This is a genomic window from Stenotrophomonas sp. LARHCG68 (assembly GCF_052871705.1).
Genome location: NZ_JBIXJV010000003.1, coordinates 115,596 through 132,620 on the forward strand (window position 1 = coordinate 115,596; position 17,025 = coordinate 132,620).

The 17,025-nt window shown below is 67.9% G+C and carries 19 protein-coding genes; 8 read left to right on the plus strand and 11 right to left on the minus strand.

Translation table 11 applies throughout. The features are described from left to right. Nucleotides 1-186: 186 nt before the first annotated feature. Nucleotides 187-1,548, plus strand: coding sequence for an Hsp70 family protein (locus ACIPR8_RS11635; RefSeq protein WP_446541143.1), 1,362 nt, complete (start codon nucleotides 187-189; stop codon nucleotides 1,546-1,548). A gap of 108 nt (nucleotides 1,549-1,656) precedes the next feature. Here ACIPR8_RS11635 and ACIPR8_RS11640 read toward each other — a convergent pair whose 3' ends face one another. The 3 genes from ACIPR8_RS11640 to ACIPR8_RS11650 are packed head-to-tail and all read right to left on the minus strand — an operon-like array spanning nucleotide 1,657 to nucleotide 3,676. Then, the gene (locus ACIPR8_RS11640; protein ID WP_192286272.1) at nucleotides 1,657-2,550 is read right to left on the minus strand and encodes a DUF4097 family beta strand repeat-containing protein; all 894 of its coding nucleotides are present in this window, start codon (nucleotides 2,548-2,550) and stop codon (nucleotides 1,657-1,659) included. A gap of 11 nt (nucleotides 2,551-2,561) precedes the next feature. After that, a complete protein-coding gene (locus ACIPR8_RS11645) occupies nucleotides 2,562-3,101 on the minus strand; it encodes a hypothetical protein (RefSeq protein ID WP_446541144.1) in 540 nt (179 codons plus the stop codon). After that, on the minus strand, nucleotides 3,101-3,676 hold the full coding sequence (locus ACIPR8_RS11650; protein ID WP_313255611.1) for an RNA polymerase sigma factor: 576 nt from the start codon (nucleotides 3,674-3,676) through the stop codon (nucleotides 3,101-3,103). The genes ACIPR8_RS11645 and ACIPR8_RS11650 overlap by 1 nt, the downstream gene beginning before the upstream one ends. Before the next feature lie 125 nt (nucleotides 3,677-3,801). Here ACIPR8_RS11650 and ACIPR8_RS11655 point away from each other — a divergent pair, with 125 nt between their 5' ends. The 4 genes from ACIPR8_RS11655 to ACIPR8_RS11670 all read left to right on the plus strand — a co-directional run bounded on the left by ACIPR8_RS11655 (nucleotide 3,802) and on the right by ACIPR8_RS11670 (nucleotide 7,743). Beyond that, nucleotides 3,802-5,067 carry an alkaline phosphatase family protein gene (locus ACIPR8_RS11655; protein WP_446541145.1) on the plus strand — a complete coding sequence of 422 codons (1,266 nt, stop codon included), beginning with the start codon at nucleotides 3,802-3,804 and terminating at the stop codon, nucleotides 5,065-5,067. A 34-nt stretch (nucleotides 5,068-5,101) separates the two neighbouring features. After that, on the plus strand, nucleotides 5,102-5,686 hold the full coding sequence (locus tag ACIPR8_RS11660) for a mechanosensitive ion channel family protein (protein WP_207911801.1): 585 nt from the start codon (nucleotides 5,102-5,104) through the stop codon (nucleotides 5,684-5,686). 187 nt (nucleotides 5,687-5,873) lie between these two features. After that, nucleotides 5,874-7,130, plus strand: a complete 1,257-nt coding sequence (locus ACIPR8_RS11665; protein WP_446541146.1) for a sugar transporter — start codon at nucleotides 5,874-5,876, stop codon at nucleotides 7,128-7,130. A gap of 109 nt (nucleotides 7,131-7,239) precedes the next feature. Then, a complete protein-coding gene (locus tag ACIPR8_RS11670) occupies nucleotides 7,240-7,743 on the plus strand; it encodes a GNAT family N-acetyltransferase (RefSeq protein ID WP_165931165.1) in 504 nt (167 codons plus the stop codon). 21 nt (nucleotides 7,744-7,764) lie between these two features. Here the strand turns inward: ACIPR8_RS11670 and ACIPR8_RS11675 are convergent, their stop codons facing one another. Both ACIPR8_RS11675 and ACIPR8_RS11680 read right to left on the minus strand, forming a co-directional pair. After that, nucleotides 7,765-8,031 (minus strand): DksA/TraR family C4-type zinc finger protein, encoded by a 267-nt coding sequence (locus ACIPR8_RS11675; protein ID WP_192286278.1) that lies wholly within the window; start codon nucleotides 8,029-8,031, stop codon nucleotides 7,765-7,767. A gap of 75 nt (nucleotides 8,032-8,106) precedes the next feature. Then, a complete protein-coding gene (locus tag ACIPR8_RS11680; protein ID WP_132864466.1) occupies nucleotides 8,107-8,661 on the minus strand; it encodes a DUF2058 domain-containing protein in 555 nt (184 codons plus the stop codon). A gap of 75 nt (nucleotides 8,662-8,736) precedes the next feature. Here ACIPR8_RS11680 and ACIPR8_RS11685 point away from each other — a divergent pair, with 75 nt between their 5' ends. Together ACIPR8_RS11685 and ACIPR8_RS11690 are read left to right on the plus strand one after the other, a co-directional pair. Then, nucleotides 8,737-9,234, plus strand: a complete 498-nt coding sequence (locus ACIPR8_RS11685) for a M48 metallopeptidase family protein (RefSeq protein WP_446541147.1) — start codon at nucleotides 8,737-8,739, stop codon at nucleotides 9,232-9,234. Between the two features lie 64 nt (nucleotides 9,235-9,298). After that, the gene (locus ACIPR8_RS11690; RefSeq protein WP_446541148.1) at nucleotides 9,299-10,009 is read left to right on the plus strand and encodes an RNA pseudouridine synthase; all 711 of its coding nucleotides are present in this window, start codon (nucleotides 9,299-9,301) and stop codon (nucleotides 10,007-10,009) included. Between the two features lie 81 nt (nucleotides 10,010-10,090). Here the strand turns inward: ACIPR8_RS11690 and ACIPR8_RS11695 are convergent, their stop codons facing one another. The 6 genes from ACIPR8_RS11695 to ACIPR8_RS11720 all read right to left on the minus strand — a co-directional run bounded on the left by ACIPR8_RS11695 (nucleotide 10,091) and on the right by ACIPR8_RS11720 (nucleotide 15,082). Continuing rightward, nucleotides 10,091-10,528, minus strand: coding sequence for a ClpXP protease specificity-enhancing factor (locus ACIPR8_RS11695; RefSeq protein ID WP_132864469.1), 438 nt, complete (start codon nucleotides 10,526-10,528; stop codon nucleotides 10,091-10,093). A gap of 81 nt (nucleotides 10,529-10,609) precedes the next feature. Beyond that, nucleotides 10,610-11,245 (minus strand): glutathione S-transferase N-terminal domain-containing protein, encoded by a 636-nt coding sequence (locus tag ACIPR8_RS11700; RefSeq protein WP_132864470.1) that lies wholly within the window; start codon nucleotides 11,243-11,245, stop codon nucleotides 10,610-10,612. 135 nt (nucleotides 11,246-11,380) lie between these two features. After that, nucleotides 11,381-12,124, minus strand: a complete 744-nt coding sequence (locus ACIPR8_RS11705) for a cytochrome c1 (RefSeq protein WP_192286282.1) — start codon at nucleotides 12,122-12,124, stop codon at nucleotides 11,381-11,383. Then, nucleotides 12,117-13,376 (minus strand): cytochrome b, encoded by a 1,260-nt coding sequence (locus tag ACIPR8_RS11710; RefSeq protein WP_446541149.1) that lies wholly within the window; start codon nucleotides 13,374-13,376, stop codon nucleotides 12,117-12,119. Before ACIPR8_RS11710 ends, ACIPR8_RS11705 begins: the two co-directional genes overlap by 8 nt. A 2-nt stretch (nucleotides 13,377-13,378) precedes the next feature. After that, on the minus strand, nucleotides 13,379-13,999 hold the full coding sequence (petA, locus tag ACIPR8_RS11715; RefSeq protein ID WP_132864473.1) for a ubiquinol-cytochrome c reductase iron-sulfur subunit: 621 nt from the start codon (nucleotides 13,997-13,999) through the stop codon (nucleotides 13,379-13,381). Nucleotides 14,000-14,173: 174 nt separating this feature from the next. Continuing rightward, nucleotides 14,174-15,082 carry a lytic transglycosylase domain-containing protein gene (locus ACIPR8_RS11720; protein ID WP_446541150.1) on the minus strand — a complete coding sequence of 303 codons (909 nt, stop codon included), beginning with the start codon at nucleotides 15,080-15,082 and terminating at the stop codon, nucleotides 14,174-14,176. A gap of 145 nt (nucleotides 15,083-15,227) precedes the next feature. Here ACIPR8_RS11720 and miaB point away from each other — a divergent pair, with 145 nt between their 5' ends. Then, entirely contained in the window at nucleotides 15,228-16,679 is a 1,452-nt protein-coding gene (miaB, locus tag ACIPR8_RS11725) for a tRNA (N6-isopentenyl adenosine(37)-C2)-methylthiotransferase MiaB (protein WP_446541151.1), read from the plus strand. Nucleotides 16,680-17,025 lie beyond the last annotated feature (346 nt).

A 17,025-nucleotide genomic window follows, 5' to 3' on the forward strand; every position in this document is an offset into this window, starting at 1 on the left:
CAGCAATGCGTAAAAGACCGCCTATTGTAGCCTTTCGCACCTGCCCGCCCGGCCTGGCGCGGGAACGCCTGCATGACCGCACTGGCGCGTGAACGTCGGCCGCCCGGGGCCGCACCGTGAAATCTGCGGTGCCGGCGGGCGTAGTACAGTGCGCGGCCGATTCAACCGCACGCCCCCGGACGCTCCATGAAACTCGGCATCGACTTCGGCACCAGCAACTCGGCGGCCGCCGCCCATATCGACGGCAAGGTGGTCCCGGTCCACTTTGGCGACGCCCTGCAGTTCCGCACCACGGTGTACTTCCCCGAGGTGATGCGCGACCCCAACGATTTCGAACTCACCCCGGCGCTGGAACAGCAGCTCGAAGCCCTGGTCGAGTCCGGCCGCCGCGATGCCCGCAGCGCCGGCATCGACCGCAGCCCCGCGCAACTGCGTGCGGATGCGCTGCGCGTGGTGCGCCGGCAGTGGATGGAAGAACGCATCCGCGAACCGCAGAGCTCCACCACCCTGCTGCAGAACGCGGTCTACGGTGACGACGCGCTGGAAGCCTACTTCGAGGAGAACGAAGGCAACCTGGTGCAGAGCCCGAAATCGATGCTCGGCTACAACCTGCACCCGCGCGCCAGGCAGACCATCACCGGCATTGCCACGCACATCCTCGAGCACATCCGCCTGACCGCGTCCCGGCAGCTCGGCCAGAACGTGCGCAGCGCCCTGCTCGGCCGCCCGGTGCAGTTCCGCAGCTCGATCGGCGAGGCCGGCAACGACCAGGCGCTGGAGATCCTGCGCAGCGCGGCCCTGGCCGCCGGGTTCGACGAGGTGGACTTCCTCGAGGAGCCGGCCGCTGCGGCAATGCACTACCACGCCGTCAGCGATCAACGCCATGAGGCGGTGATCGTCGACGTCGGCGGCGGCACCACCGACATCGCCCATGCCAGCGTCGGCGGCGACACGCCGCCACGGATCCACCGCGCCTGGGGCATCGCGCGCGGCGGCACCGACATCGACCTTGCGCTGAGCCTGGCCGCCTACATGCCACTGTTCGGCCGCGGCATCACCCGCGTGCCGACCCATCACTACGTGGAAGCGGCGATGGTGCAGGACACGCCGCGCCAACGTGAGTTCCGCCAGCACAACTACGATGCGGTCGATGCCCCCTACGGGCCGCGTCTGCAGGCATTGCAGGACACCGGCAACACCGCGCGCCTGTACCGCGCGGTGGAGCAATGCAAGATCGCGCTGAGCAGCACCGACTCGCACGCCAGCGCGTTGTCCTTCATCGAAGCCGGTTTATCGGTGGAGACCGATGCGCCCCATCTGGGCAATGCCGCCGGCGGTTATCTGGGTGAACTGGAAGCGCTGCTGGCGCAGGTCCGGCAGGACATCGGCCACGAGCCGGCGGCGGTGTTCCTGACCGGCGGCATGTCACGCGCCGGCTACATCCAGCGCGCGGCCGCAGCGGCCTTCCCGAATTCCACGCTGGTCCACGGCGACCCGTCGTTCGGCGTGGTGCAGGGCCTGGCGTTGGCGGCCACCGGCGCCCCGTAGGAGCGCCCTCCGGCGCGAAGCCGGTGCTCGACACCACCCGCATGAACCGCGGTGATGCACCGGCTCCGTGCCGCGGTTTCGCGGTCCGGACTGTTCCCGCCCGGACCGTCAGCGGTCGCCCAGCTTCACCCGCACGCTGCCCGAGTGCGAGCTGATGCTGATGTCACCATCACCGCCGCCCAGGCGGGTTTCCAGGCTGCGCCCCGGGCCGTACTGCGGGCGCTCCACCGTGCCGACGTCGGACTGGATGCTGCCGCTGAAGCTGTTCGCCTTCAGCTGCGCCGAGGTGCGTGCCGGCAAGGTCAGCGAAACCCCGCCGCTGACCGTCTGCAGGTTGATCCGGCCACCCGGTGCTAGGCCGGCGCTGCGCACGCCCAGGCTGCCGGAGACGGTTTCGGCAGTGAGCCGCTGTACCGCACTCAGGTTCAGGTCGATCGCACCGGACACGCTGTTGGCGCTGACCTCGCCGCCGCTGGAACCGGCCACGTTGATCTGCCCGCTGACCGTCTGCAGGTCCAGCCGGGGGGTCCGCAGCTGCGAGCGGATCGCGCCACTGACCGTGTTCAGGTCGGTTTCGCCGGCCTGGCCTTCGGCGGTGATCGAGCCGCTGACCGAAGTGGCCTGCAGGCGGCGCAGGTCGACCTGGCCGACATCGATGCTGGCGCTGACCGTGCTGGCCTGCAGTTGCGCCGAACGCGGCACCCGCAGCTCCAGCACCGCGCCACGGGTGTTGCGGCTGTTCTGCGGGTAGACCACCTTGAACTGCACGCGGTTGGCGCTGTTCTCCACGTCCAGCCGCTGGCCGTCGCCGAGGGTGCCGGTCAACTGCACTTCGTTGCGGTCCCAGCCACGCACGGTGACCGAACCGGCGACGTTGCCCAGTTCGACCCGGCCACCACTGGACAGCGGCAGGCGTTGGTTGACCGTGCTCTGGGCGAACACGGAAGCGATCGGCGCCAGCAGCAGCGTGGCGGCCAGCAGGTTGCGCAGGGAGGCATTCATGAGGGGCTCCTTCAGGTGGATAGTCCGGTGGCCGCGAGGCCCTGCCGGGTGAGTTCAAGGCGCAGCGCGTAGGTGCGCCGCAGTTGGCCGAGCAGGAACCCGGCATGCGGGCTCTGGTCGATGGCGGTGCGGATGCTGCCGGCGCTGGCATCCAGTTCGTCCAGCGCCGGCCGCAGTTCGGCCGGCACGGTCTCGGCCGGGATGGTGGCGATGGCCTGGCGGTACTCGTGGGTGATCACGTTGGCCTGCCGCTGCAGTGGCGTGTCCGTCATCGCCACCGTCGCCGGCCGACCGGGTTGCCACAGTGCGAATGTCCCCACGAATGCCAGCACGGCCGCCGCGGCCCCGGCCAGCCACGGCCAGCGTCGCACCGCACGCCGTGGGCGCGGGAGTTGCGCCGGCACCGGCAGCGGCGTCGGGCCGATACGCGGCGCCGGCGGCGCCTGTTCCAGCTGTGCCGCGATGCGCTGCCACACCGCCGCCGAAGGCAGGCGCTCGCGCGGCAAGGCCGCCAGCTGCCGGGTCAGGTCGTCGTTGTCGTTCTCTTCCATCATGCGTCTCCAAGCCGTGCGCGCAGCAGGCCGCGCGCGCGGTGCAACTGGGCCTTGGAACTGCCTACCGCCATCTGCAGTTCCTCGGCGATCTCGTGGTGTTTCCAACCTTCGATGTCATGCAGCACCAGCACGGCCCGTGCACGCGGCGGCAGCGTCTGCAGCGCGCGTTCCAGGTCCAGCCCGGTGGCATGGCAGCGCGTGACATCGGCCATGCCGGTCAGCACCTCCATCCCGCTTTCACCGATATCCAGCGACTCGAAGGCGGCACTGGCACGCAGTTCCATCAGCGCGGTGTTGACCGCCATGCGGTGCAACCAGGTGCCCAGCGCGCTTTCGAAGCGGAACTGCGGCAACTTGCGCCAGGCCAGGATGAAGGTTTCCTGCAGCACGTCCTCGGCACGCGCGGCGTTGCCGCCGCACAACCGCCAGAGCAGGGCGTTCAAGCGCGGGGCATGCCGGCGATACAGGCGCTCGAAGGCATGCACGTCGCCGCCGGCGGCGGCACGGGCCAGCGCGGTGTCGTCCACGGCGGGCGGGGAAAGGCTGGCGAGGGTCACGGTGGCGTCGAGCATATCCATTGGATGCAGGGCCCGCGCAAAAGGTTTAAAGCCCATCGCGATCGGTGGCAGCCGTGCTGGCGCTGGCAGCCCCCGCGCGCTTGGCCGACAATCCAGCCTCGCCTCCCTGTAGCTGTTCCATGCTCCGATCCAGCGCCCTGCTGTGCGCCGCCCTCGCCCTGGCCGGCTGTGCCAGCACCCCACCCGCCGCCGTCCGGGCACCCGCCGATGCGCCGCGCCTGCCGCTTCACGCGCAGGCACCGGTGATCCTGGTGTCCATCGATGGCTTCCGCAACGACTACCTGCAGCGTGGATTGACCCCGAACCTGTCACGCATGGCCGCCGGTGGCGCGCGTGCCGAGTACATGCGGCCGTCCTATCCCTCCATCACCTTCCCCAACCACTACACGCTGGTGACCGGGCTACGCCCGGACCACCACGGCGTGATCGCCAACTTCATGACCGACCCGGCCATCCCCGGCGTGCGCTTCAGCATGTTCGACCCGGCCACGGTGGGCGACGAGCGCTGGTGGGACGATGGCAAGCCGCTGTGGACCAGCGTGCGCGAACAGGGCGGTCGCGCCGCGGCCATGTTCTGGGTCGGCTCCGAAGCGCCGGTGCACGGCGCCCGGCCAGAGTTCTGGCGGCCGTTCGACATCGAGGTGACCTCGCAGCAGCGCGTGCAGACCGTGCTGGAATGGCTGGCACTGCCCGCCGCTGAACGCCCGCATTTCGTCACCCTGTACTTCGATCGGGTCGACACGGTGGGCCACCTGCATGGCCCGGATTCACCGCAGTTGAACCAGGCCCTGGCCGAGGTCGACCAGGCCATCGGCCAGTTGCTGCAGGGCATCCGCGCACAGGGGCTGGAAGAGCGCACCAACATCGTGGTCGCCTCCGACCACGGCATGGCCGCCACCTCGCCCGAGCAGGAGCTGTACCTGGACGACCTGGTTGACGTGAGCCGGCTGGATTTCGGCTGGACCGGCGCCTACGCCTCGTTCGACGCCCTGCCCGGTGGCGAGGCGGCCGCCCGGCAGCTGCTGGCCGGCACTTACCCGCACTTCCGCTGCATGACCCGCGAACAGATTCCGGCACGGTTCGAGTACGGCCACCATCGCCGCGTGCCGGCCTTCATCTGCATGGCCGACGTCGGCTGGCAGGTGACCACCCACCAGGCGCAGCAACGCAAGGGCCATCGCCTCAACGGCGAGCACGGCTACGACAACACGCTGCCGGAGATGCGGGCACCGTTCATCGGCCATGGCCCTGCCTTCCAGCCCGGCGTGGTGATCGCGCCGATCGACAACGTGGACCTCTATCCGCTGCTGGCGCGCCTGCTCGGCATCACGCCGGCCGCCAATGATGGCCAACCCGCACATACCGCCGCGGCATTGAAGCAATGAAGGCGCGCGCAGCCATGCGCCTGCAAGGAGATTGATGATGAAGCAGTTCCTGCCACCGACCCTGCACGAATGGGTTGCACCGCTCAACACCACCCTGATGATCGTCCTGATCCTGTGCGTGGCCGCCCTGCTGCGGATGCTGGTGCGGCGCCTGTTGTCGCGGCTGGGCCGGCATTACACGCTGCCACAGCCGATCGAACTGGCGATCCGGCGGCTGTCCAACTTCATCATCTGGACCGCCACGCTGTTGACCGTGCTCAACCAGGTGGGGGTGGCCCCGTCGGTGCTGTGGACCGCGTTCACCGGCTTTGCGGCGGTCGGCGCGGTGGCATTCTTCGCGGCCTGGAGCGTGCTCTCCAACATCTTCTGCACCTTCCTGATCTTCACCACCCGCCCGTTCCGCCTGGGCGACCAGATCGAGTTGCTGGAGAACGGCGAGAAGCCCGGCCTGAAGGGCCTGGTGGTCGACATCAACCTGATCTACACCACCCTGCATGAAATCGGCGGTCCTGCCGAGGGCACCCTGATGCAGATCCCCAACAGCCTGTTCTTCCAGCGCGGCCTGCGCCGCTGGCGCACTGGCGAAACGGCGCCGACGACGATCGCCGGCGACGGCTGAGGCCCAGGCGGCGGGGTGGCCCCTTCGCCATCCCGCGTCGCGGGCAGCCGACGCGCCACCGGGGCCGGCACCAAAACTGAACCCTCGACAGCATGCGCCCGCTGCACCACAGTTTTTCGTTCATGCCGCACTGCAGCATGCGAAAATTGGCGCCATTCCCGGCCCCGCCGCTGCTGCGCCCCGCCCGATGTCCTCCCTGAACACCTCCTGCCCTGCCTCCCCGGCGGATACCCCGTCGCCCGCCGCCGCGATTCCCGCCCCGCGCAGCGACCGCCAACGCTGGGCCAGCGTCATCGCGCTGGCGCTGGCCGCGTTCGTGTTCAACACCAGCGAGTTCGTCCCGGTGGGCCTGCTCAGCGACATCGGCGGCAGCTTCGGCATGCCCATCGAGCACGTCGGGCTGATGCTGACCATCTATGCCTGGGTGGTGGCGCTGACCTCGCTGCCGTGCATGCTGCTGACCCGCAACCTGGACCGCCGCCGCCTGTTGCTGGGCGTGTTCGCGCTGTTCGTCGCCAGCCACGTGGTGTCGGGCATCGCCTGGAGCTATCCGGTGCTGATGGCCAGCCGCATCGGCATCGCGCTGGCGCATGCGGTGTTCTGGTCGATCACCGCCTCGCTCGCGGTGCGGGTGGCCCCCGAGGACAAGCGCCCGCAGGCGCTGGGCCTGCTGGCCACCGGCACCTCGGTGGCGATGGTGCTGGGCATTCCACTGGGCCGGATCGTCGGCGAATGGCTGGGCTGGCGCATCACCTTCTTCGCCATTGGCGGCGTGGCGCTGCTGGTGATGGTGGTACTGGCGCGGCTGCTGCCGGCCCTGCCCAGCCAGAACAGCGGTTCGGCCAGCAGCCTGCCGGTGCTGTTGCGGCGCCCGGCGCTGGTCGCCCTGTACGTGCTGGTGATGGTGGTGGTGTCGGCGCAGTTCACCGGCTACAGCTACATCGAACCGTTTGTGCAGACCATCGGCGGCTTCGATGCCCACGTCACCACGTTGGTCCTGCTGCTGTTCGGCGGCATGGGTTTCCTCGGCAGCGTGCTGTTCTCGCGCTACGGCCTGCGCTGGCCGCGTGGCTTCCTGCTGGCGGCCATCGGCACCCTGGCCACCTGCCTGTTGTTGCTGCGTACCGGCCTGGCCAACGCAACGCTGCTGTACGTGCTGGTTTCGGTGTGGGGCGTGGCGATGATCTGCTTCGCGCTGTCGATGCAGTCCAAGGTGCTGCACCTGGCCGCCGATGCCACCGACGTGGCGATGGCACTGTTCTCGGGCATCTTCAACATCGGCATCGGTGCCGGTGCCTTGATCGGCAGCCAGGTCAGCCTGCACCTGGGCATGCAGCACATCGGCCTGGTCGGCGGGCTGCTGGCCAGCGCGGGCTGGTTGTGGTGCCTGTTCGCACTGCTGCGCTGGGGGCGCAGTTTCCGCCTGCCCGCCGCCGCGCCCTGAGCGCGCCGGCCTGCACGTTTCCTGCGCACCGGCTGCAGGTATGCTGGCGCCCAACCGCCCCTGCTTCCGGGGGCGTGGCATCGGGGGAGAAGTGGACCAGGACATCATCTTGCGCGACGGAACGGTCGCCGACGCCGCCGCGCTCAGTGCGCTGGTCACGCCGTTGGCCCGCCATCTGCTCGACGCCGACACCGGCGCCACCGCCCACGCCTTCCTCGCCTCGCTGGCCCCGGCCAGCTTCGCCGAACGGCTGGCATCGAAGGCGTTCGCGCATTACGTGGTGGAAGACGGCAGCGGCCTGTGCGGCATGATCGCCATCCGCGAAGACAGCCATATCCACCACCTGTTTGTCAGCCGCGGTACCCGTCGGCGCGGCATCGCCCGGCAGCTGTGGGAACACGCGCTGCGCGTCCACGGCCGCCGCGAGTACACGGTCAATTCATCGGAAGTGGCGGTGCCGGTCTACGAGCGCTTCGGCTTCGTCGCCAAGGCCGCGCCGCAGACGGTCAAGGGCGTGCGCTTCGTGTTGATGGAGCGTCCGCGGCTGGTCAAGCCTGTCATCCACAAGCAGTACCTCAACGCCGCGCTGTCGGACTCCCGCTCCGGGCAGTAAGCCCTCCGCCGTGCGGTGGCTTCAGCGCAGCTGGCTGTCCTTGCTGCCGCGCCGGTTGTAACCGCTGTGCGCGGCTTCCTCGGCATCCAGCGCCTGCTGGCAGTTGACGCACAACCGCACGCCGGGCACGGCCTTGCGCCGCGCCTCGGGAATCGGCGCCTCGCATTCCTCGCAATGGGTCAGCCCCGGGCCGCTGGGCAGGCGGCTGCGCGCACGCTTGATCGCGTCGTCGACGGTGGCATCGATCTGGTCCTGAACGGCGGTATCGCCCGCCCAACCGGTCGCCATGGCTGTTGCTCCTCGTTCGCCAACCCCTAGCGTAGCGCGGCTGGCCAAATGCCAGCACAACCGCGCCGGTTCAGCTCACCACATCAGGTCGTCGGGCACCTGGAACTGGGCGTAGTACGCGTCGTCCTCGGCATTGCCGGTGGAGATCGGGGTATCGGCGCTCTGCCCGTGGTCGAGCACGATCAGCTCGGCGGCGCGCAGGCGCACCTGCTCGGCGGCCACGCGCGGCAGCAGCTCGAAGCCCTCGCCATGGCGCACGATCACCAGCGCGCCGGATGCCAGCTGCTTGCGCAGCGCCTCGCTGACCAGCAGGGTGCGGATCACCTCGCCATCGCTGAAGCGGTACTCCAGCTCACCACCGCGCGCCACCTTGCGGTCACCGATGATCTGCCGGGCCTGGGCACGCAGTTCGTCGGCGCGGCGCTGCGCGTTGCGCTCGGCGGCCAGCTGGCGGTCCTTCTCGGCCTTCTCGGCGCGGGCGCGGTCGGCCTCGCGCTGGCTCTCGGTCGGTGCCGCCGGGCCCTTGCCATGGCGAGCCTTGACCTGCTCGCGCGCCACCTGGGACACCTGGGATTTCTTGACCAGCCCTGCCTTGAGCAGCTGTTCCTGCAGCGGATTTGCCTTTGCCATCGTCGTGTTCGGTGTTCTGTTGCCAATGCCTGCCATGATAGCGGGCCTCCCGCCCGCAAGCCCGCACCACCGTCGATGCAACCGCTGAAGTACCTGAACGGCTACCCCGAACACCTCCAGCAGAGCGCCCGCGACCTGCTCGCGCAGGGCCGCCTGGGCGAAGTCGTCCGGCGTCGCCACGACCAGCCGCATGACGTGCGCAGCGACCGCCAGCTCTACGACTACGTGCAGGCCCTGAAGGAACGCCACCTGCGCCAGTCGGTGCCACTGGGCAAGGTGCTGTACGACGGCAAGCTGCAGGTGATCAAGCACGCGCTGGGCCTGCATACCGCCATCTCGCGCAACCATGGCGGCAAGCTCAAGGCCAGCCGCGAAATCCGCATCGCCAGCGTGTTCCGCGAGGCGCCGGCGCCGTTCCTGCGGATGATCGTGGTGCACGAACTGGCCCACCTGAAGGAGGCCGAGCACAACAAGGCCTTCTATCAGCTGTGCCAGCACATGGAACCGGACTACCACCAGCTGGAGTTCGACCTGCGCCTGTACCTGACCGCGCTGGAGCATGAAGGCGGCTGAACCCGGCATCGCCGCCTGCCGCCGCGGGCGCTACACTCCCCGCCCGCCGTAGAGCCTTCCGCCCATGACCACGCCCATCCGCCTCGACAAACGCCTCGCCGCGCAGCTGCAGTGCTCACGCGCCCAGGCCCAGCAGTACATCGAGGGCGGCTGGGTCAGCGTGAACGGCGTGGTGGTGGAAACCCCGCAGACCTTGGTCGCCGATGAGCAGGTCAGCCTGGCCGCCGATGCCAGCACCGGGGCCGCCGAGCCGGCTACCCTGCTGTTCAACAAGCCGGCCGGCACCGACGCCACACAGGTGTTCGCCCTGCTGCAGGAAGCCAACCGCAGCGCCGACGATGCAAGCGGCATCCGCCTGCTGCGCCGCCATTTCCTGCGGCTGGAAGCCCCGATGCCACTGGGCGATGCCGACAATGGCCTGCTGGTACTGACCCAGGACTGGCGCGTACGCCGGCACCTGCTCGAAGCCGGCCCGTCGCTGGAGCAGGAGTTCATGGTCGATGTGGAAGGCAGCACCAGCCCGTGGACGCTGTCCCGCTTGACCCACGGCCTGCGCTACGAGGGCCGTGCCCTGCCCAGCTGCAAGGTCAGCTGGCAGAGCGAGCAACGCCTGCGCTTTGCGATCAAGGACGTGCGCCCGGGCCAGTTGCAGCACATGTGCGCGGAAGTCGGCCTGCAGGCCACCCAGGTCCGCCGGCTGCGCATCGGCCGCATCGGCCTGAGCAGGATGCCCGAGGGACAATGGCGCTACCTGGGCGCGGGCCAGCGGTTCTGACCCCACTGCTGCCGGGCCGCGCGGCAATGCAAGTCACCGGTGGGCCCGACGAAAACCGCCGCCTTGCGGCGGCGGGGAGGATTACTTGACCACGCGCAGGTGCGGGCGCTTGCCCGCCGGCGGTGGCGATGGCGCGTCCGGCGGCGTGGTCGGGGGCAGGTCCTCGTCCGCGGCCGGCTCGGTGCCGGGAATGTCGTCCGGCAGCGCCATGCCCTGCCCGGTCTCGCGGGCATAGACGGCCAGGATCGCCGGAATCGGCACGTACACCGGGAAGCTCACCCCGGAAAAACGCGCGGTGAAACTGACCGCATCATTGTCGATGTGCAGGCCCATCACCGCGCGCTCGGCGATGTTGAGCACCACGCGCTCTTCCTTGATCGCACTGGAGGGCACCTGCACGCCCGGCACGCCGGCATCGACCATCACGTGCGGGGTCATGCCGTTGTCGTTGATCCATTCCACCAGCGCCCGCAACAGGTACGGACGGTGGCTGCTCATGCGGAAAGTTTCTTCAGTCATCGGACAAGTGTACGCGGCATTGATGCACGATCACCGCCCGCAGGCGGTGATCGATAAGTCGGCATACAGCCGCGGCAGGCCTCAGACCGGCAGTTCGCGCAGCTTCTTTTCCTGGTCGGTCAGGCTGCGGATGAAACCCGGGTTGCGGAAGATCCGGTTGCCGTAGTCCTCGATCGCCTTGCCATCCTTGGGCAACGCCACGCCCAGCGATTCCAGCCGCCAGATGATCGGCGCCATGGCGCAGTCGGCCAGGCTCATTTCCGGGTTGAGGAAGAACTTGCTGGCCTTGAACAGCGGCACCGACTGCGCCACCAGTTCCTTCAGGCGCTTGCGGCCGGCCTCGGCCTGGGTCTTGTTGCCCAGCTGGATGGCCTGCACCTGCGGCACCCAGTCATGCTCGATGCGCAGCATCGCCAGGCGCAGTCGCGCGCGCGACAGCGGGTCCACCGGCATCAACGGCGGATGCGGGTAGCGCTCGTCCAGGTACTCGCTGACCACCGAAGCGGCGTACAGCACCAGCTCGCGCTCGACCAGGGTCGGCACCGAGTGATAGGGGTTCAGGTCGATCAGGTCCTCCGGCGGGTTCTGCGGATCCACCGGCACCAGATCGTAGGTGACACCCTTGGCTGCAAGCACCAGCCGTACCCGGTGGCAAAGCACGTCATCGGTCGCCGAAAACAGGGTCAAGGTATTTCGCATACGCACACTCGCCGCCATCAAAAGGCTCTCCAACGGCCGGAATCCGCCGACCTTACGGCCCCGCTGGCCCAGTGCCAGCGGTCGCCACGGTTACCCGAGTGTGCCAACGCACCTGCTCGATTGCCAAGGCCCTCCAGTGGGGCGGCCGCCGGGTCAGTGCACGTCTTTCCAGTACTCGGTCTTCACCAGATAAGCCAGGAACGTCAACAGCGCAAGGAACAGGACCACCCAGACACCCAGGCTCTGCCGCTTCAGGGCGGCCGGCTCGCCGGCGTACTCCAGGAAGTTGGTGATGTCACGCACGGTCTGGTCGTACTCGCGGGCGTCCACCTTGCCCGGCTGGGCGATCTTCAGCCCGACCACCGGCGGGTCCAGCCCCGGCTGCTCGGGCTTGCCGTGCTCGGCGTGCTGGATGCCCTGCAGCTCCCACAGCGGGTTGGGCATGGAGGCGTTCGGGAACACGGTGTTGTTCCAGCCCAGCGGCCGCGACGGATCCACGTAGAACGACTTGAGGTAGGTGTAGATCCAGTCGGTGCCGCGCACGCGGGCGATCAGGCTCAGGTCCGGCGGCATCTTGCCGAACCACTTGGTGGCCTCATCGTGCGGCATGGCGACCTGGATCTGCTCGCCGAACGCGGCCCCGGTGAAGTTGAGGTTGTCCATCACCTGCGCCTCGGTCAGGCCCAGGTCCTCGGCCATGCGCGAATAACGCAGGTACTTGAGCGAATGACAGCCGGAGCAGTAGCTCATGTAGGCCTGGGCACCGCGTTGCAGCGAGGCCTTGTCGCCCAGGTCGTTGCCGGCCTGCTGCAGCTTGCCCCCCTCGGCGGCATTGGCCGACACGCAGAACACCATCGCGGCGGCCATGGCCAGCCGCACCATCCATTTGTCAGTCATGCGTCGTCACCCGTTCCGGTACCGGCTTGGTGCTGTCGAGCTTGGTCCAAACCGGCATGGTGATGAAGAAGGCGAAGTACAGGAAGGTCAGCACGCGCCCCACCCAGGTCTCCCAGATCGCGGTGCCCGGGCCGGAACCGATCACGCCCAGCCACACGAAGCACACCGCCAGGATACCCAGCATCACCTTGGAAATCGGGCCGCGGTAGCGGATCGACTTGACCTTGGCCTTGTCCAGCCACGGCACCAAGAACAGGATGGCGATGGCCGAGAACATCACGATCACGCCGCCGAGCTTGTTCGGTACCACACGCAACATCGCGTAGTACGGGGTGTAGTACCACACCGGCTTGATGTGCTCCGGCGTCACCAGGCGGTTGGCCTCGGTGAAGTTGTCGTGCTCCAGGAACAGCCCGCCGAAGCCTGGCGCGAAGAAGATGATGAACGCCGCCAGCACCAGCAGGAAGCCGACGCCCACCATGTCCTTGACAGTGTAGTACGGGTGGAACGGGATGCCGTCCGTCGGCGCGGTCGACGACCAGCGGTTGCCCTTGGGCCCCTTCTTGATCTCCACGCCGTCGGGGTTGTTCGAGCCCACCTCGTGCAGCGCCCCCAGGTGCAGCACCACCAGCAGCAGCAGCACCAGCGGCAGCGCGATCACGTGCAGGGCGAAGAAGCGGTTGAGGGTGGCATCGCCGGGCAGGTAGTCGCCCATGATCCACTCGGTCAGGCCGTTGCCGATCACCGGGATGGCGCCGAACAGCGAGATGATGACCTTCGCGCCCCAGAACGACATCTGGCCCCAGGGCAGCACGTAGCCCATGAAGGCTTCGGCCATCAGCACCAGGTAGATCAGCATGCCCAGGATCCACACCAGCTCGCGCGGCTTCTTGTAACTGCCGTACATCAGGCCGCGGAACATGTGCAGGTAGACCACGATGAAGAACAGCGAGGCCCCGGTGGAGTGCATGTAGCGGATCAGCCAGCCCCACTCCACGTCGCGCATGATGTATTCAATCGATGCGAACGCCTCGGCTGCACTGGTCTTGTAGTGCATGGTGAGGAAGATGCCGGTGAGGATCTGGTTGACCAGGATCACCAGCGCCAGCGAGCCGAAGTAGTACCAGAAGTTGAAGTTCTTCGGCGCGTAGTACTCGCTGACGTGCTTGCGGTACACCGGCATCAGGCCCGGGGCACGCTCGTTGACCCAGTTGGCCACGCCGGTGGCGGTACGGACGAGGATGTTGGCCATGGTCAGGCTGCCCCCTGCGGATCGACACCGATGACGATGGTGTTGTCATCGGTGTAGTGATGCGGCGGCACCAGCAGGTTGATCGGTGCCGGCACGTCCTGGAACACGCGCCCGGACATGTCGAAGCGCGACTTGTGGCAGGGGCAGAAGTAGCCCCCCTTCCACTGCGCGTCATACGGCTCGGGGCGGATCTCGGCGACCATCTCCGGCGAGCAGCCCAGGTGCGTGCACAGGCCGACCAGCACGGAGATCTCCGGCTTGATCGAGCGGAATTCGGCATTGCCCTTGAGCACGTAGTCCGGCTGCTGGTCCTTGTTGCCGGACTCGGGGTCCTTCAACCGGCCATCAAGGCTGGGCAGTGCCTCGAGGATGGCCTTGGACCGCTTGACGATCCAGATCGGCTGGCCGCGCCATTCCAGGATCAGCCGCTGGCCTTCCTGCAGGGCGCTGATGTCGGCGGTCACCGGGGCACCGGCCAACTTGGCCCGCGCACTGGGATTCCACGATTTGATGAAAGGTACAGCTGCGAAACCTACGCCAACTGCTCCGACCACCGCGGTGGTCGTTGTCAAGAACCGGCGACGCCCGGTATTGACTGGATCGTTTACCCCATCGTTGGCCATCCGGCTCTCCGACTATTGATTAGGTAGCTTGAGGCTGCCAGCAGTCTGGGTGGGGACCAGCCTGCTCTGAAACGAATCGCACGCGAGTGTAACGGAACGCTTAACGCCCGCACAACGCGATCAAACACCAGTCCGCGGGATTTGTCACGACCCGCCGCAACACGTGGCCGAAGCTTACAGGCTGGAGGTACGTTCGCCCCGATAGCGCTCGGCCAACTGGGCCACGCGCTGGACGTAATACTGGGTCTCGCTGTAGGGCGGCACGCCACCATGACGGTCCACCGCACCTTCGCCGGCGTTGTACCCCGCCGCAGCCAGGGTCAGGTTGCCGTTGAAGCGACGCAGCAGCCAGGACAGGTACTGCACCCCGCCACGGATGTTCTGGTTGGCGTCGTACGAATCGGTCACGCCGAAGCGACGCGCGGTGGCCGGCATCAGCTGCATCAGCCCCTGCGCGCCGGCGCGGCTGAGCGCGGTGGGATTGAACGCCGACTCGGCATGGATCACCGCCCGCACCACCGCCTCCTCGACCCCGAACTCGCGCGCGGCGGCGGCGATCTCGGCGCTGTAGGCCTGCGTATTCAGGCGTACCGTGCCGAAGTTGACCCGGGAGGTCACCCCGCAGGCATAGCAGCGTTCGATGTAGCTGTACTGGATGGTGCGGACCGGGCCGATGCTGGCGACCTGGCTCGGCCGGGTGCTGGAGTAATGCCGCACCCCGTCCTTCATATAGGAGTAGACCTGCCCGCTGACCACGCGCTGGGCACGACCAACCGTGGCCGGTGCCGTCGCCGGGGCGGGATTGCTGGCCGCGACCGGCACCGGCTGGGCGGCGACCGCGTTGCCCCGGCCTTCGCCGGTGATGGTCGGGACCGACGGCGCGATGGCTGGCGCAGGCGCGCGCGCGGGTTCACGCGCAGGGCGGTAACTGCTCACCACGCTGCAGCTGGCCCCGCTGATGCGGCGGTTCACGTAGTTCGGGATGCCGTCGTTGCCGACGCACTTGTACAGCGTGCCGGCACTGGCCGGCAAGGCGGCCAGTGCGGCGAGCAGAATGCCGGTGATCCCCAAAATCCCCTTCATGGCGGGGGAGTCTCCCAGCTTCGGCGAGGCTTGCCAAGTATTTGACGCGGCGTGTTCTCACCCAGCCGGCCGGGGCCGATACAATAGCCCGCTTCGAATGCGGCCCCCGGGCCGCCTGCCCGCCCACCCGTCTGGAATAAGCGCCATGCCCGGGACGCCAGCCACTCCCTCGCCGATCACGGCCGGCCCTGCCGTGCCGCCTGCTGAAATGACCACTCCTGAATTGATTCCCCTGCCCGGCGCCAAGCCGAAGGTTGCCGGCGGTGCGCGCGGCAAGCTCTACATCAAGACCCACGGTTGCCAGATGAACGAGTACGACTCGGCCAAGATGGCCGACGTGCTGGCCGAGTCCGAAGGCCTGGAGCTGACCGACAACCCCGAAGAGGCCGACGTGGTGCTGGTCAACACCTGCTCCATCCGCGAGAAGGCACAGGAGAAGGTGTTCAGCCAGCTCGGCCGCTGGAAGGCGCTCAAGGCCGGCGGCCGCGACGTCATCATCGGCGTGGGCGGCTGCGTGGCCTCGCAGGAAGGCGAAGCCATCGTCAAGCGCGCGCCCTACGTGGACCTGGTGTTCGGCCCGCAGACCCTGCACCGCCTGCCGGAGCTTATCCGTGCCCGCCGCGAGCAGAACAAGCCGCAGGTGGACATCAGCTTCCCGGAGATCGAGAAGTTCGACCGCATGCCCGAGCCGCGCGCCGAAGGTGCCTCGGCCTTCGTCTCGATCATGGAAGGCTGCTCCAAGTACTGCTCGTTCTGCGTGGTGCCGTACACCCGCGGCACCGAGGTCAGCCGCCCGTTCGAGGACGTGGTGGTCGAATGCGCGCAACTTGCCGCGCAGGGCGTGCGCGAGATCAACCTGCTCGGCCAGAACGTCAATGCCTACCGCGGCCCCTACGGCGACGGCGAGATCGCCGATCTGGGCCTGCTGATCCGCACCCTGGCCGAGATCGACGGCATCGGCCGCATCCGCTTCACCACCTCGCACCCGCTGGAATTCAGCGACTCGCTGATCGACGCCTACCGCGACGTGCCCAAGCTGGCCAACTACCTGCACCTGCCGGTGCAGGCCGGCAGCGACCGCATCCTCAGCGCCATGAAGCGTGGCTACACCGCGCTGGAGTTCAAGGCCAAGATCCGCAAGCTGCGCGCGGTGCGCCCGGACATCTCGATCAGCTCGGACTTCATCGTCGGCTTCCCCGGCGAGACCGACGCCGACTTCGAGAAGACCATGAAACTGATCGAGGACGTGGGCTTCGACCAGAGCTTCTCCTTCATCTACTCGCGTCGCCCGGGCACCCCGGCCGCCGACCTGGAGGATACGATCAGCGACGCCGAGAAGCATGCGCGCCTGTCGCGCCTGCAGGCCCACATCAACGCGCATGCCGCCACCATTTCCAATGCGATGGTGGGGACGGTGCAGTCGGTACTGGTCGACGGCCCTTCGCGCAAGGACCCGAACGAACTGACCGGCAAGACCGAGAACATGCGTTCGGTGAACTTCCCGGGCAATCCGCGCCTGGTGGGCCAGTTCGTCGATGTGGTCATCACCGAGGCGCTGAGCAACTCGCTGCGCGGCCGGGTTGCCACGCAGGAATAAGGTCTCCCCATCCCGGGTGAGCAGTGCTTGCCCGGGAAGCACCTTGCGTTCCTACCTGTTGGAACTGCATCCCAGGACCGTAACGTAGGAGCGCCCTTGGGCGCGAAGCTGGCTCTGTCCCCGATGCCGTGGGCAACCGTGCCCATCCCAAAAGCGCCCGCCTTCCAGATCATCAGCTTCGCGCCCAAGGGCGCTCCTACGGATCGGGGCCGGTCATTTTTTCGCCATGCCACTGAAAGGCCCGCCGTTGCTGGGCTGCGCACGGTTATCCACATGTTCGTGCAGATTCGATCCACATCCGATGTGGACAACCTACCCCGCCGATGGCAGTTTTTTGACCAGCCAG

Coding starts and splice junctions, on each gene's coding strand:
- ACIPR8_RS11680 (WP_132864466.1), bottom strand. CDS start 8,661: ATGGCAAAGGCAAATCCGCTGCAGGAACAGCTGCTCAAGGCAGGGCTG.
- miaB (WP_446541151.1), top strand. CDS start 15,228: ATGCCCGGGACGCCAGCCACTCCCTCGCCGATCACGGCCGGCCCTGCC.
- ACIPR8_RS11645 (WP_446541144.1), bottom strand. CDS start 3,101: ATGGAAGAGAACGACAACGACGACCTGACCCGGCAGCTGGCGGCCTTG.
- ACIPR8_RS11720 (WP_446541150.1), bottom strand. CDS start 15,082: ATGAAGGGGATTTTGGGGATCACCGGCATTCTGCTCGCCGCACTGGCC.
- ACIPR8_RS11660 (WP_207911801.1), top strand. CDS start 5,102: ATGATGAAGCAGTTCCTGCCACCGACCCTGCACGAATGGGTTGCACCG.
- ACIPR8_RS11665 (WP_446541146.1), top strand. CDS start 5,874: ATGTCCTCCCTGAACACCTCCTGCCCTGCCTCCCCGGCGGATACCCCG.
- ACIPR8_RS11655 (WP_446541145.1), top strand. CDS start 3,802: ATGCTCCGATCCAGCGCCCTGCTGTGCGCCGCCCTCGCCCTGGCCGGC.
- ACIPR8_RS11690 (WP_446541148.1), top strand. CDS start 9,299: ATGACCACGCCCATCCGCCTCGACAAACGCCTCGCCGCGCAGCTGCAG.
- ACIPR8_RS11700 (WP_132864470.1), bottom strand. CDS start 11,245: ATGGCGGCGAGTGTGCGTATGCGAAATACCTTGACCCTGTTTTCGGCG.
- ACIPR8_RS11705 (WP_192286282.1), bottom strand. CDS start 12,124: ATGACTGACAAATGGATGGTGCGGCTGGCCATGGCCGCCGCGATGGTG.
- ACIPR8_RS11675 (WP_192286278.1), bottom strand. CDS start 8,031: ATGGCGACCGGTTGGGCGGGCGATACCGCCGTTCAGGACCAGATCGAT.
- ACIPR8_RS11685 (WP_446541147.1), top strand. CDS start 8,737: ATGCAACCGCTGAAGTACCTGAACGGCTACCCCGAACACCTCCAGCAG.
- petA (WP_132864473.1), bottom strand. CDS start 13,999: ATGGCCAACGATGGGGTAAACGATCCAGTCAATACCGGGCGTCGCCGG.
- ACIPR8_RS11710 (WP_446541149.1), bottom strand. CDS start 13,376: ATGGCCAACATCCTCGTCCGTACCGCCACCGGCGTGGCCAACTGGGTC.
- ACIPR8_RS11695 (WP_132864469.1), bottom strand. CDS start 10,528: ATGACTGAAGAAACTTTCCGCATGAGCAGCCACCGTCCGTACCTGTTG.
- ACIPR8_RS11640 (WP_192286272.1), bottom strand. CDS start 2,550: ATGAATGCCTCCCTGCGCAACCTGCTGGCCGCCACGCTGCTGCTGGCG.
- ACIPR8_RS11635 (WP_446541143.1), top strand. CDS start 187: ATGAAACTCGGCATCGACTTCGGCACCAGCAACTCGGCGGCCGCCGCC.
- ACIPR8_RS11650 (WP_313255611.1), bottom strand. CDS start 3,676: ATGCTCGACGCCACCGTGACCCTCGCCAGCCTTTCCCCGCCCGCCGTG.